Source organism: Saprospiraceae bacterium (assembly GCA_016712145.1).
GTDB lineage: Bacteria > Bacteroidota > Bacteroidia > Chitinophagales > Saprospiraceae > Vicinibacter.
The window spans coordinates 2,130,342-2,144,549 of sequence record JADJRO010000001.1 but is presented as its reverse complement, the minus strand read 5'-3'; the positions used below and the strand labels follow the sequence as shown (position 1 = coordinate 2,144,549).

Below are 14,208 nucleotides of genomic sequence, written 5' to 3'. Positions count from 1 at the left end.
TCTTATCAATTGGTAAAACATCGGGCAATGGGGTATATTTTAAAATTTGGCTCACTGAAAGCTGATTTACTGTACAAATAGGAAAGCATGGTTCCTGCGTTTTTTGCAAACTCCGGATCAGTTGCTTTCTTTCTTTCAAATTCCATTTTAAGCACAGGATCTGCTGTCAATAAGTGATGAGCTGTATCTTCAAATAAATAGTCTGAAAAATATTCCTTTCGTTGTAAGATGCCATCAAAAAAATTCCATGCAAAAAAAGAATCTGGTGCTTCAGGTTCAAGGGTTTCTACTAAATATCGAACTGCTATCTGATCCGTTGGAATGATATAATCTCCTTTGTAATAGATTTTTTTCAAATGAAGGGTATCCAACTGGATACTACTGTGTAAAAAATGATTTTCATAAGGAACTCCAGGTGATTTAAAATCTGTAATTCGATAATAAACACCCGTTATCAGGGTATCTTTTGTCAAACGCCGCATTTTTACTCCATTCCATTTTAAACGGTCTAAAACTAAATCGTAGGAAGCAGGTATTACGTAAAAGTCAGGTTTTTGAACCTCACGGGTCACCCTGCAATAATTGTAATAGGGAATTTTTTTTATATAGGGTTTTTCTTTGTTGTATATGATTCGATTCAATCCCGTTACCTGACTTATTATTTTTTCTTGAGTATATCCTTTGAAGAGCAAACTATCAAAACGATCGGTTTGGATTTCCCAATCAATTGGAAGCGTTTTCATTTTTTTAAAACGAGCATTTGCTAAAGCACGTGTTTGATGAAGTTCATTTTTTAATGACCCTGCAATGCATGCCAAACTCTGCATTAGGATTAGGTGTGATTTAACCCGTACTGCGTGTGACTTTAACATATGTGATTCGCTTACAAATGAAAGTGTATTAAATAAATTTACATATCCACTTGAAAACCGAGGGCTATCTAAAAAGTCATAGATTCCATCTGCCGGATCATCATCAGCAAGTACGTACGGGGATGTTTCTAAGCCATTTTCCAACATTTGTTGGACAAATGCTGGCAAAAATTTCTCATGCATAAACTTACCCAGATCTGTCTGCATCTTTTGTCTTTGACTGCTTATTAAAGTCATTGCATAAGGATAGTCAGCTCCATCGGTTGTGTGGCTATCTAAAAAAATATCGGGTTGCCAATAGTGAAATATTTTTGTAAAAGTCTCCGCATTTTTTGAATCACATTTTATAAAATCACGATTCAAATCCAGATTTTGTCTGTTACCTCTAAATCCATAGGTTTCCGGTCCATTTTGATTGGCACGGGTTGTACTGTTTCGCAAAAGACTGCCCCCAACATTATAAATTGGAATGATTACAAGTACAATTTTTTTGAGGAGTTCAGTATAACGAATATCTGTTATTAGTTCTCTGGCAAAAAGCATGGCCGCATCAATGCCATCAGGCTCTCCCGGGTGAATGCCGTTGTTAAATAGCAAGATGACTTTTCCTGATTTTCGGACACGATTTGGGGTAAAATCTTTATTTCCGCTTATAAGAATCGTGTGAATTGGAAAAGATACATCTGATGAACCTGATTCTACTACTTTTATTAAACTGCTGGACTTTGCAAGTTGTTTATAAAACGCAATGCATTCTGAATATGTACAAGTTTGTTGATTGTTTTTTTCAAAAGGAGTAAGAAATGATTGTCCTAAAAGCGCATGCTCATTTAATTGAAAAATGAATAGTAACACAATGAAGCGAGCGAATGTAATAGTCAAAGTATTCAATTTATTAAATAAGAAAAAATGCGTGCGATTGAATCTAGTAAATAGATAAGTGGTTTATTTATAAGTTAACCACCCTACAAAGGTATTTATTATTAAAACCATTTCATAGCAAGGCTCCATAAACTAGAAATCAATCCGGTTTGAGAATTCCACCAAATTAAAAATCCTGCTTGTAAGGCAAATATGAATGTACTACCTTTAGCAAAAATTTGAATATGGCGGTACGCAAGCCTTTTAATATACAAAAATGGGTTGAAGAACATCGGTCGGAGTTGAAACCGCCTGTAGGAAACCGAAATTTATATCAGGATGCTGAGGATTTTATTGTAATGGTCGTCGCAGGTCCTAACGCACGTAAAGATTATCATTTCAATGAAACTGAAGAATGGTATTTTCAGCTGGAAGGGGATATCAATGTCAGGATCCAAGAAGACGGGAAAGCGGTTGACATACCCATTAAGGAAGGAGAAATCTTTTTGTTACCAGCTAAAACACCGCATTCGCCGATGCGACCTGCAGGCACGATCGGATTGGTGATTGAGGCCAAACGCAAACAAGGAGAGCAAGACGGGCTCATGTGGTTTTGTGAAAATTGCAATACAAAATTACACGATACCTATTTCCCTTTAACCAATATTGAAAAAGACTTTATACCAAGGTTTAAAGACTATTATAATTCTGAAAAAATGAGAACATGTCCTAATTGTGGGCAAATCATGGAAGCAGATCCACGTTTTGTTGATCCATCATAATCTAATTTTTGAGCGCTGTTTATTTTGCTTCTGATTTTCATTTGGGAACTCCGGCCAAACTGGATTCTGTAAGTCGTGAAAAACTTTTAGTGAACTGGTTGGATTCCTGTAAATCAGATATGACGGCTTTGTATCTGGTTGGGGATGTATTTGATTTTTGGTTTGATTATAAAAAAGTGATTCCCCGTGGGTTTATTAGAATTTTAGGTAAGTTGGCAGCGTTGAGAGATAGCGGAATTCCAATTTTTTATTTTACTGGAAATCATGATTTGTGGATGTTTGATTATTTACAGAAGGAATTAGATATTCCAATCTATCATGAACCCATTGAAACTGTGATTCAAGGTAAAAAATTGTTGATTGGTCATGGAGATGGATTGGGACCAGGGGATCATGGTTACAAAATGATAAAAAAAGTCTTTTCTAACAAAGCAGCCCAATATTTATTCCGATGGATTCATCCAGATGTTGGAATTGCAATGGCCAATTTTTTTAGTTCGAAAAGTCGCGAGTCTCAAGATGCCATTCAGGAATTTTTAGGTCCCGATAAGGAGTGGTTGATTCAGTATGCTGAAACCCAATTGCTTACCAAGGATTATGATTATTTAATATTTGGTCATCGGCATTTACCGATTGATTATAAATTAAAAAATGGTAAAAGCCATTATATAAATTTGGGTGACTGGCTCACTTTTCAATCCTTTGCAGTTATGAAGGAGGGTGAATTAACATTACAATTTTATAAGAATCCGAATGCTTCGATTTCAACTTATTAATTTACTTGTTTTTCTGATTCAAATTCTAGGAGTGGGTCAGAAACTCGTCATGGAGCAAAAAGTCGAAGCAAATACAGTGTACCTGGATCATTTAAATCAAATCTATTTGTTGAATAAAACGGAGCATTCAATTTCTAAATATGATATCTCATTGAACTTAGTAAGCAAGACCAGCTTTAAGCAGGGTTGGGATCAGGCTCATTTAGATGTGTCGGACCCTTTTAAAATTCTCATGTTTTATCCGGGAGATTATAAAATCCGAATGTTGGATGCTCAGTTGAATGAAATTGGTTCATATGAAGAACCAGATCTCAATGAGCAAGCTGCTGTATGTTATTATTCAACAGATCAAATTGCAATTTATTCAAATAAAATTCTGAAACTTAAAAACTACCTGGATGGGACAGAAGTTCAATCTGCACTTATAATACAAACAGTAAGCAATGACCATACCGGACTTCCAAAATTAATCCAGAGTAATGGGTTTATCTATTTATTTCAACCCGGCATTGGAGTTACCCGATTCACTCAACAATTATTTGAAGACAAATCCTGGAAATATAACGCGATGGGTTCGGTATCTGTAGTTGGAAATTACCTCTATGGTATCGAAGGCACTAAACTACTTCAAATAGAAACTGTAAGTTTGAAAGAAAACTTGATTTATTCCTTTACAGAACCTGCAATTTCCTTTGCTGTTAATTCCAAATATGCAGTGATTTTAGATGGAATTAATTTAAGAGTTTTCGAGTTGTAATTATTTATTCAGATTTAAATAAATTCAAGATTTTCTTAATGAATGCTAAGGTAGCATCGAATCTGCCTTTATAAACTTGGCTTTGAAGGAATGTTTGATCAGATTGATTCATTAAATCAAAGCTTAATTAATCGATTAATAGGCATATTTCACAAATAAAAGCACGAATTCCATACTACACGGCTAGTGTATCTAGGATTTTGGGATATTTTAAAGCCCTTAAACGGTCAACATTTCCATCCTGCTAACGTTCTATATGTATATTTAAACCTAAATTCGATTCTATGCAGCGTATTTTACTCATTTTATTCACATTCATGTTGTTTTTTGGAGGCGCTCAGGCACAGGCCAAACGCTATATTTTTCTTGAGCATTTTACCAATTCACGCTGTGGGGTATGTGCCAGTCAGAATCCTGGTTTTTTCAGTCGCTTACAGGCCTATAAGAATGAATACCATCATATGACCGTGCATCCTCCAATACCGTATTCTCAATGTTTACTTTACCAGGCGAATACAGCAGATAATTCAGCCAGAAGTAATTTTTATGGAATTCAAGGGACCCCTACAGTCGTTATTCATGGACTAAGTTCAAAGTCTGCCAACGGCGTTACGAATTCTGTATTAGATGCAGAACTCAACAAGACCTCCCCATTGGAAATAAAGGTTGTAGAAACCGGGACTCAAAATAGATCTGTTAGTGTCGAAGTTAAAACCATTGGAACTCGTCCTGCCGGAACCTATAAGTTGGTTGTCGTAGCACTTGAAAAAGAATTGAATTATGCTTCACCAAATGGAGAAAAAATTCATTACAATGTATTTCGGGATTTTGTAAGTTCTGTAAATGGTGACGATATTAATCTGGCAGCAACGGGCTCTTCGGTGACTAAAAATTTCACAATTTCAATTCAACCATCCTGGGTTGAAAATCAGATCTATATGTTGGCCTGGATACAGGATGTCAGCAGTAAAGAGGTTTTAAATAGCGGGACTAAATTTGATGGCCTCACAGCAACCCATGAAATTACAGTAGATCAATTCAGTATTTATCCCAATCCGGTTAAAGAACAACTGAATATTCAATTTAAGCAATCTTTAAGTACAGATAGCAAACTGATTATCAGCAATCTTTTTGGGAAAGAAATATATGCTTCTCAATTAAAGAATGGACAAAATCAAGTGCATCTTTCTGTAAGTGACTGGAATCGTGGAATTTACTTTGTTAAAATCCAAACCGGAAAAAAACTGGTTACTAAAAAATGGCTTAAGGATTAAAATGCAAGATTAATTTTTCACAGTTTATTTTTTATTTATTCCCATCCAATCGAATAAAGTTCGCAGCCATCTGGCTTTATTTTTTGTAGCCCTGATCTATGGTGCTAATTTCAGCATTGCCAAATTTTTGATGGATCCGGGCCTTGTTGGTCCAAATGCTTTTATTTTATTTAGGGTGATCAGTGCTTTTGTTTTATTTTGGATTTTCACCCCTCCATCTAAGAAAATTGAGAAAAGCGATTTAAAACTTTTGATCATTTGCTCCATTTGTGGAGTTGCAGGAAATCAGCTCTTATTCTTTAATGGCTTGCACTTAAGTTCACCACTTAATGCAGCATTGATTATGGTCTGCACACCTATTTTAGTTTTGTTGATTAAAATGCTTAGTGGTTCTGTTTTGACTACATTGCAATGGATTGGTTGCTTGCTTGGATTTACGGGTGCTAGTTATCTGATTCTGCATCAATTGGGTTCGTCTAAAAATATTTCAAGTGGATTGGGCGATATTATGGTCTTATTAAATGCCAGTTTATATGCATATTATTTAATCAGAGTGCCGGAACTGATTTCAAAATACGGTGCATTTCAAACCATGCGATGGACCTTTGGTTTGGCATTTATACCGGTATTTATTTTTGGAATTGGTGAATCAATGGAAGTATCCTTTTATAGTTTTAGCGTATATCATTGGCTGGCATTTGCTTTTGTATTAATTGCCACCAGCTTTATTGCATATGCATTAAATTCATATGCACTGCAACACAGCGAAGCGGAGTTGGTAAGCAATTATATTTATTTACAACCTCTTTTAGCAAGTATCATTGCGATTTTATTAAAAAAGGATGTACTCGAGTGGCAGCATTTTCTATCCGGATCCCTCATTTTTACGGGCTTGTACCTCAGTTCCAGAAAAAAAATTAGCTAAATGTTGAAAAAAATCTACCTGCGTGCTATGCAATGAAAATTAGGCAGTTACGAAATGGTATAAATCACATTTATAAAGTGTGCTAAGTGTAATGAGTTGTAAATCTTATTTTTATTAAGATGTAAAGAAATGCTAATACGTTCGTGGTAATTTAAAAAAGCAGCGTCATCAGCAGCATTTCTGGATATTTGTTTTACTTTTACCACGCATTTAATAATCCCCTGAGGAAGGTATGCCGAAAAGAACGAAGCCGGATCATATTCTCTCAAAACTTATCACAGAATTTGAAGAACAAGGCCAAATCCTGCACAAGGATCACTGGGAGGAAAAATCGTATATTAGATTGATCCAACATTATGAAAAACAATGCCAGCTCGATAAAGCGCTGGAAGTCACTGGTCTCGCCCTGAGACTCTATCAATACAAGCCAGATTTCTTCTTGATAAAAGCTAAATTATTGCTTTCGTTGCAAAAACCACAAGCAGCAATTTCGGTATTAGATCAGGCCTATGCATTCTCTCCTTTTGACCATGAAATTTCATTGTTGAAAGCAAAAGCATTTGCACTATCCCAACAGTTTGATGAAAGCATCAAAATTATTTACGATTTGAAATGCACATTCTCAAAATCCGATTTGACTGAATTATTATTAGTGGAAGCCTTTATCTACGAAACAATGAAAGACTTTAATAAAATGTTCGACACGCTCAAGGAAGCATTAACCTTGAATCCTAACAATCACGAAGCCCTTGAACAAATATGGGTCAGTGTTGAGTTTTCTAAAAAATATGATGAAAGTGTAAAACTGCATCAGGAGATCATTGATAAAAATCCATATTCTTATTTGGCCTGGTATAATTTAGGTCATGCCTATTCTTGTTTGGGCGAATACGAAAAAGCAGTTGAAGCACTGGAATATTCATTTCTGATCAACAGCCATTTCGAACAGGGCTACCTGGATTGTGCAGAATTGTGTCTGCAAGTCAATATGTACGAAAAAGCGTTGCGATGCTATCAGGAAGCCAATGAAATGTTTGGACCTGATGCCGAGCTCATCGTTTATATCGCTGAATGCCTGATTAAATTGAATCGCCACAAGGAAGCAAAATTAAAATTACAAAAAGCGATCTATCACGATCCATATAATGAAGAAATTTTCTACTATTTGGGAGAATGCTATATGGCTGAGGAAAGCTGGAAAAAGGCAATAAAAACTTATTTGGAAGCTATAGACCTGGATGATCAACGGGAAGAATTCCATGCCGGGATCGCTTTGGCTTACGAGAAAATCGGCAATCTCCGCAAATCAGAAACCCATTATAGAAAATCAGCTAATTGTGGCCTCGAACAAAGTCGTTATTGGTGTTTGTTTATTAGCTTTTTATTGAAAAATAAATTATTTGAAAAGGCTGAAAAAACATTATTGCGGGCTGATAAATATAGTTTTGGTGCTGATTTATTGTATTGCCGGACTGCCTTCTATTTATTGACCGATTCCAGAGAAAATGGTTTAGCAACTCTTGAAGAAGCATTGTTGGAAAACTCCAGCGAACATACCTTGTTGTTTAATCTGATTCCTGAATTAAAAGAGGATCGTGAGGTCATCAGCATGATTCGATATTTTTCATTGGAGGAAAACAAGAACTAAATTTTCATTATTCTAACAGTAGGCCAAATTCTTAAAGGAATTTGGTTCAAAGAATTTAAGTTTATAAACAGTACAGTTTATTTTTGTAATTTAAATTCCAGTACAGCCTGATTATATTTAATCTAAATTCCTGAAAAGAAGCTGGACCAAACAAATTTAGTTCTCTCACCCTTATGGCAAGTACATTTTTAACAGATCTCAATGATGTCCAGCGGGATGCGGTGACCATTACCGATGGTCCTGTGATGGTTATAGCTGGACCAGGATCCGGCAAAACAAGGGTGCTGACTTTTCGTCTCGCCTATTTAATAGAAAGTGGGATCAAGCCTTACCAAATATTATCCTTGACGTTTACCAATAAAGCCGCCCGTGAAATGACAGAGCGAATCAGTCAATTGGTAGGCCCTGAAGTCCGTAAAGTTTGGAGTGGAACGTTTCACAGTATTTTCGCCAGAATCCTTCGGGTAGAAGCAACTAAAATCGGATATCCACCTTCTTTCTCTATTTATGATACCGAAGACAGCAAAAGTCTTTTAAATGAAATCATTAAAGAATTAAATCTTAATACAAAATCTTATAATGTAAATTCTGTTCGATCCAGAATATCTTCAGCAAAATCAAATCTCATTACTCCGATAATGTATGAGAAGGATTCTATCTTACTTGAGCAAGATTCGGAAAATGGAATGCCTGAAACATACAAGATCTATAGAAAATATACCCAAAATTGTATCAAAGCAGGTGCAATGGATTTTGATGATTTACTCTTGCAATTGTTTCGATTGTTTCAAGAAAATCCAGATCAGGTCCTTGAAAAATACAGGAAACAATTTCGGTATGTTTTAGTCGATGAGTTTCAGGATACAAATTACCTGCAATATGCTATTATAAAGAAATTGGTCTTGTATCCTGGGAGCCCTCGAAATATTTGTATTGTCGGAGATGATGCACAAAGTATTTATGCATTTCGAGGGGCAACCATTAAAAATATTCTGGATTTTGAACAAGATTTTCCGGATGCCAAAATGTTTAAACTCGAACAAAATTACAGAAGTACACCCCATATTGTAAAAGCAGCAAATGATGTAATTAATTATAACGTCCGTCAAATAAAGAAGGAAATCTGGACCGAAAAAGATACAGGTCACAAGATAAAATTATTGAAATGTGCTACAGATGTAGAAGAAGGACGAAAAGTAGCAGATTATATCGTTGAATTAAAAAATCGATACCATTTAAAGAATCGGGAGATAGCCATATTGTATAGAACCAATGCACAATCCAGAATATTTGAAGAGCAATTGCGTAGACTTAACATTCCCTATAAAGTTTTTGGAGGGATGTCCTTTTATCAGCGAAAAGAAATTAAAGATTTTCTGGCCTACCTTCGATTGATTATTAATTTAAAAGACAATGAAGCATTTAAACGTATAATAAATTATCCCAAGCGGGGAATTGGAGATTCTACAGTTGATAAATTTATTGCCTTCGCTGCAGCCAATGACTGCTCATTATGGGAGGCAACCAATCATTTTGATTTAAGTCCACGAACATCTCAGAGCATCAAGCAGTTTAAATTGCAGATAGAAGAAGTGAGACAATTTGCTGCAAAATCAGATGCATACAATACAGCAAATTATGCTTTTAAGCTTTCGGGATTATCTACAGAATTAAAACAAGATATGACCAATGAAGGCATTCAGCGTTTGGAAAACGTCATGTCATTATTAGATGGTATTAAATCATTTACCGAACAAGATGAGTTTGATGAAAATGAATCATCAGACCGCTCATTAGCTGCTTATTTACATTCTATATCTTTAATTACCGAATTGGATGAAGCGGATCCCGAGTCCGATTATGTGCATTTAATGTCGGTGCATTCTGCGAAAGGCCTTGAATTTAATGCAGTAATCGTAGCGGGTCTGGAGGAAAATTTATTTCCAAGTTACATGGTTCAAAAAGACCCCGATCAGTTGGATGAAGAACGTAGATTGTTTTATGTAGCAATTACTCGGGCTAAACAACATCTTGCATTGTCCTATGCAAATACGCGTTATGTTTTTGGAAATCTAAGAATGTGTGAAGCCAGTCGGTTTGTTGAAGAAATTGATCCAGAACGAATGGAAATGGATAAATCCATACGCAATGCTGTTTTTGATTTGACAGATGATGCAAAAGCAACAAAACAAAAGTGGTCTTTGTCCAAACCAAAATTTACACAAGAACAGATTCAAAATTTTAGTCCAAGTGCATCCGACTTAATTCAAACTGGGATGATGGTAATTCATCAAAAATTTGGAAGAGGTAAAGTAATTGCCATTGAAGGGAATAAAGATAATAAAGTTGCAACCATTCTGTTTTCAGAAATTGACAATCCGCAACGAAAAATCATACTGAAATTTGCCAAATTGCAAATTATAAAATAAATCCCAAGCCATTGGAAATTTATACAATGATTTGTCTTCCTTTAAAAATAAGTAAAATAAAAGAATTGGAAGGCAAAGATTAAAAAACCTGTATCTTTAAATTTCATGCAACAAGCAATTATTTTAAGGTTTATTCGTTTAATCGCTTCATGAATCTGTACGCAAATACCAGCAGGTGGAAAATCATTCTTTTCGGTTTGGGATTGGTTTTTATGATCCTGCCACTTTTCTATTCTAATTATCTGGCTAAAAAACTATCAGCACTTGAACTCAGTAAAGTAAAATTATTTGAAACCACTTTGGTTGAAATCACCAATACCAGCAATTTAAATGAGGATATGAGTTATGAGTTGGATATCCTTACTAAAAGCATTATGGATCTTCAGGTTGTTTCAATAAACAGAAACAATGAAATTGAGTTTTATAATTTTCCAGCAAATACCGATACCCTTTCCTTATTAAATGAGTTGAAATCCAAAGGTCCTCCACCAGTAATAAGCGATGATTATACGATCTATTACAGGTACCCTAAAATTCTAACCTGGCTGAGTTATTTTCCATTGGTACAGTTATTCCTTTTATTATTATATGCCGGTATCGGTTATGCTGTATTTAATGCTTCACGAAAAGAAGAGCAGAATAGAATTTGGGTAGGAATGGCAAAAGAAACGGCGCATCAATTGGGAACACCAATATCAGGAATGATGGGATGGATTGAACATTTACGAACCAATAATTTAAGTTCTATAGAACAAGAGCAGGTCATTAATGAAATGGAATACGATATTCAAAAACTTCAACAAGTTGCTGACCGATTTTCTAAAATTGGATCGAAGCCTGAATTGATATTAACGAATCTGTTTCCTGTTTTGGAATCTTGCAAAAACTATATAGCAGCCAGGGCTTCTAAAAGTATTCATTTTGAAATTTTGAACCAGGATCGTTCGAGTTTATCAGCATCTATTAATGTCAATTTATTTTCATGGGTTATTGAAAATTTGTTACGGAATTCATTGGATGCAATGGACCATAAAGGACTCATACAGTTTGAATTAATGGAGGATTCTCATTGGATTTATCTTAATATTAAAGATTCAGGCAAAGGGATTCCAAATTCACAGTGGAAAACGATTTTCAAACCTGGATTTACCACTAAAACCCGTGGATGGGGACTTGGACTTTCATTAGCCCGGCGAATTATTGAGAATTATCATCAGGGAAAGATTTATGTCAAAAACTCTGAGATCGGTAAAGGAACCACAATTTCTATTCAATTGCCCCGAACGACTTAATTTTTGAATGCCAATATTCTAGATTTTCAAGACTTTTTGACAAACTTAATTTGGGAACGTATAGCTTATATTACAATATGTCATTGTATCTCAGTTAGTTAAATCAAACCATGGCTTCTTTGTAGGGTAAATCAAACCTGGTGTAATTTTTAGATTTTCATGTAAGAAATTATTTTAAAATTCCCGATTAATGAATCGTTAATTGCTACCAGCTTCTATGCATTTTGATACTACCTTTGCAGGCATTAATCAAGCGGTATAAAATTCGGATGTATGGGTTTTTATGGGAGAATTTCACCACGATCTACAATTGAAAGCTTTGGAATAAAAAACACAACCAATCAATATTGTAATTTATCAGCAGAAGAACTTGTCGCTGAGTCTTTAAAACGTCAACAGGGAACTCTTAGTAATTCAGGTGCACTTTGCATTCGTACCGGAGAATTTACTGGCCGAAGCCCGGAAGATAAATTTACTGTTGACAATGAGCTGACCCACGATGCAGTTGATTGGAATAAATTTAATAAATCTTTTTCACAGGAAAAATTTGATGCACTTTTAAAAAAGGTTGCAGCCTATTTTGAAGGCAAAGATGTATTTGTCCAGGATGCATTTGCATGTGCCGATACACGATATCGAATCAGCGTACGGGTATTTGCTGAGTATCCCTGGAGCGCCCAATTTGCCGGGAATATGTTTATTCGTTTAAAAGAAAACGAGCAGGACGAATTCTTGCCAGATTGGTGTATTTATTGCGCTCCTGGATTTTATGCAGATCCTGCAGTTGATGGTACTCGTCAACATAATTTTTCTATCATAGACTTTAAATCAAAACGGATTTTAATTGGGGGATCTGCTTATACCGGTGAAATTAAAAAATCGATATTTACCATTCTCAATTTTATTTTACCGTATCAGCAAGAAGTACTTTCGATGCACTGTTCTGCAAATATTGGTAAAAATGGAGATACTGCCATTTTCTTTGGATTATCAGGTACTGGGAAAACGACCTTATCCGCTGATCCCAACCGCGCTTTGATTGGAGATGATGAACACGGTTGGTCTGATGAAGGTATTTTTAATTTTGAAGGAGGTTGTTATGCAAAGTGCATCGATTTAACTGAAGAAAAAGAGCCAGATATCTTTCGAGCCATTAAACCGGGTGCAATTCTGGAAAATATTGAGTTTTATCCTGGAGGAAATGTCCCGGATTTTTCGAATTCTACGATCACTGAAAATACCCGCGTATCCTATCCGATCCATCATATACGTAATGCCAAATTGCCATCCAAAGGAGGCCATCCCAACAATATCTTTTTTCTTACCTGTGATGCATACGGAATTTTACCACCCATTAGCAAGCTGACAACAGGTCAGGCAATGTATCATTTTATATCCGGTTATACCGCTAAAGTTGCTGGTACAGAAGCTGGTATTACAGAGCCAAAAGCGACATTTTCCAATTGCTTTGGCGCCCCGTTTCTGCCATTGCACCCAACATTTTATGCTGCAATGCTTGGAAAACGAATTGACAAATATCAACCTAAGATCTGGTTGGTAAATACCGGCTGGACAGGTGGACCTTATGGAACGGGAAGCCGCATTAAATTAGCTTATACCCGTGCATTGATTACAGCAGTGATGAATGGAAGTCTTAATCAAGCTGGCTATGAGAAACACGAACTTTTTGGCTTAGAATATCCAACTTCTTGTGAAGGAGTCCCAGCGGAAATCCTAAATCCAAAAAACACCTGGGCAGATAAAAATGCCTATGATCAGAAAGCGAATCAACTGGCAGAATTGTTTATCAATAATTTTGAAAAGTATAAAGCAAAAGCCAGCGCAGAAATGCTTGAAGCGGCACCAAGATTATTGTCTGATGTTAAGCATTAGACCTGCCTCAATTTTATACTACGTGTGACCAATTTGCGTTGTAGTAAATTTAAGGCGCTGTTGATTGATGCAAATTTCACTTCCAAAGTTTCGGACCCTTTGTTTTTTAGGATTGACTTCATTGACAATTCAGGCCTGTTATAATTGTACTCAAGCCAACACGAACCTTAACCCTGAAGCCAAATCCTGGACTGAGCTCAGCCAGTTAGGTCTGCTCCAATTTAAAAATGCACAACAGGAATTGGATACAATCGAAATGAAAAAATTACATGATTCTTTTCATTGTGCCGGTGAAGAATGCACAGGCGAATGTGAATATTATCAGATTGATTTTATAAATAGAGATCAGCACAGATTCTTTTCAATCCGCTCCTTTAGTAATTATGTCCAATTTTATGTTTACAGTGATCAGAACAATACCAGCAATCGATTTGATGAAGAATATACCGGTTATTTAGATGTGAATCGAGATACAGTCTTTTCATGGAAATATTCAAAAGTAGCCTTGCTTGATTCGGCAAATAATAAAATGGTATTGATTGAAGTTGAAAATCCAAAACTCAATCAAATTAATATCAGTAAACTTTACTTTCAGAAACATTTGGGTTTGATTGCATACCAAAATTTGAACAATGAGCTTTGGTATTTGCAATAGGAATTAAAAATGGTGCAATTCATGGGTTTGTTTAAAAATTAGCT

11 protein-coding genes are annotated in these 14,208 nt (G+C 35.6%); 10 read left to right on the top strand and 1 reads right to left on the bottom strand.

Annotation, left to right across the window (positions count from 1 at the left end):
• Positions 1-5: 5 nt before the first annotated feature.
• Entirely contained in the window at positions 6-1,754 is a 1,749-nt protein-coding gene (locus IPK91_09075; GenBank protein ID MBK8297411.1) for a hypothetical protein, read from the bottom strand.
• Between the two features lie 224 nt (positions 1,755-1,978).
• On the opposite strand from IPK91_09075, the gene IPK91_09070 reads away from it, so the two are divergent.
• The 10 genes from IPK91_09070 to IPK91_09025 all read left to right on the top strand — a co-directional run bounded on the left by IPK91_09070 (position 1,979) and on the right by IPK91_09025 (position 14,164).
• Complete coding sequence (locus IPK91_09070; GenBank protein MBK8297410.1) at positions 1,979-2,515, top strand: 3-hydroxyanthranilate 3,4-dioxygenase; 537 nt, start codon at positions 1,979-1,981, stop codon at positions 2,513-2,515.
• Positions 2,516-2,523: 8 nt separating this feature from the next.
• Positions 2,524-3,291, top strand: coding sequence for a UDP-2,3-diacylglucosamine diphosphatase (locus IPK91_09065; GenBank protein ID MBK8297409.1), 768 nt, complete (start codon positions 2,524-2,526; stop codon positions 3,289-3,291).
• 31 nt (positions 3,292-3,322) lie between these two features.
• Entirely contained in the window at positions 3,323-4,048 is a 726-nt protein-coding gene (locus IPK91_09060) for a hypothetical protein (protein ID MBK8297408.1), read from the top strand.
• 284 nt (positions 4,049-4,332) lie between these two features.
• On the top strand, positions 4,333-5,322 hold the full coding sequence (locus IPK91_09055) for an Omp28-related outer membrane protein (protein ID MBK8297407.1): 990 nt from the start codon (positions 4,333-4,335) through the stop codon (positions 5,320-5,322).
• Between the two features lie 130 nt (positions 5,323-5,452).
• Entirely contained in the window at positions 5,453-6,247 is a 795-nt protein-coding gene (locus IPK91_09050; GenBank protein ID MBK8297406.1) for a DMT family transporter, read from the top strand.
• Between the two features lie 232 nt (positions 6,248-6,479).
• Entirely contained in the window at positions 6,480-7,895 is a 1,416-nt protein-coding gene (locus IPK91_09045; protein MBK8297405.1) for a tetratricopeptide repeat protein, read from the top strand.
• Between the two features lie 173 nt (positions 7,896-8,068).
• Positions 8,069-10,324 carry a UvrD-helicase domain-containing protein gene (locus tag IPK91_09040; protein ID MBK8297404.1) on the top strand — a complete coding sequence of 752 codons (2,256 nt, stop codon included), beginning with the start codon at positions 8,069-8,071 and terminating at the stop codon, positions 10,322-10,324.
• A 149-nt stretch (positions 10,325-10,473) separates the two neighbouring features.
• The gene (locus tag IPK91_09035) at positions 10,474-11,616 is read left to right on the top strand and encodes a HAMP domain-containing histidine kinase (GenBank protein ID MBK8297403.1); all 1,143 of its coding nucleotides are present in this window, start codon (positions 10,474-10,476) and stop codon (positions 11,614-11,616) included.
• 273 nt (positions 11,617-11,889) lie between these two features.
• Complete coding sequence (gene pckA, locus IPK91_09030) at positions 11,890-13,509, top strand: phosphoenolpyruvate carboxykinase (ATP) (protein ID MBK8297402.1); 1,620 nt, start codon at positions 11,890-11,892, stop codon at positions 13,507-13,509.
• Between the two features lie 67 nt (positions 13,510-13,576).
• On the top strand, positions 13,577-14,164 hold the full coding sequence (locus tag IPK91_09025) for a hypothetical protein (protein ID MBK8297401.1): 588 nt from the start codon (positions 13,577-13,579) through the stop codon (positions 14,162-14,164).
• Positions 14,165-14,208: the final 44 nt, after the last annotated feature.

Excerpts from the sequence above, each read along its gene's own strand:
- IPK91_09070 (MBK8297410.1), top strand. The coding sequence starts at position 1,979 with ATGGCGGTACGCAAGCCTTTTAATATACAAAAATGGGTTGAAGAACAT.
- IPK91_09055 (MBK8297407.1), top strand. The coding sequence starts at position 4,333 with ATGCAGCGTATTTTACTCATTTTATTCACATTCATGTTGTTTTTTGGA.
- IPK91_09050 (MBK8297406.1), top strand. The coding sequence starts at position 5,453 with ATGGATCCGGGCCTTGTTGGTCCAAATGCTTTTATTTTATTTAGGGTG.
- IPK91_09045 (MBK8297405.1), top strand. The coding sequence starts at position 6,480 with ATGCCGAAAAGAACGAAGCCGGATCATATTCTCTCAAAACTTATCACA.
- IPK91_09040 (MBK8297404.1), top strand. The coding sequence starts at position 8,069 with ATGGCAAGTACATTTTTAACAGATCTCAATGATGTCCAGCGGGATGCG.
- IPK91_09035 (MBK8297403.1), top strand. The coding sequence starts at position 10,474 with ATGAATCTGTACGCAAATACCAGCAGGTGGAAAATCATTCTTTTCGGT.
- pckA (MBK8297402.1), top strand. The coding sequence starts at position 11,890 with ATGGGTTTTTATGGGAGAATTTCACCACGATCTACAATTGAAAGCTTT.
- IPK91_09025 (MBK8297401.1), top strand. The coding sequence starts at position 13,577 with ATGCAAATTTCACTTCCAAAGTTTCGGACCCTTTGTTTTTTAGGATTG.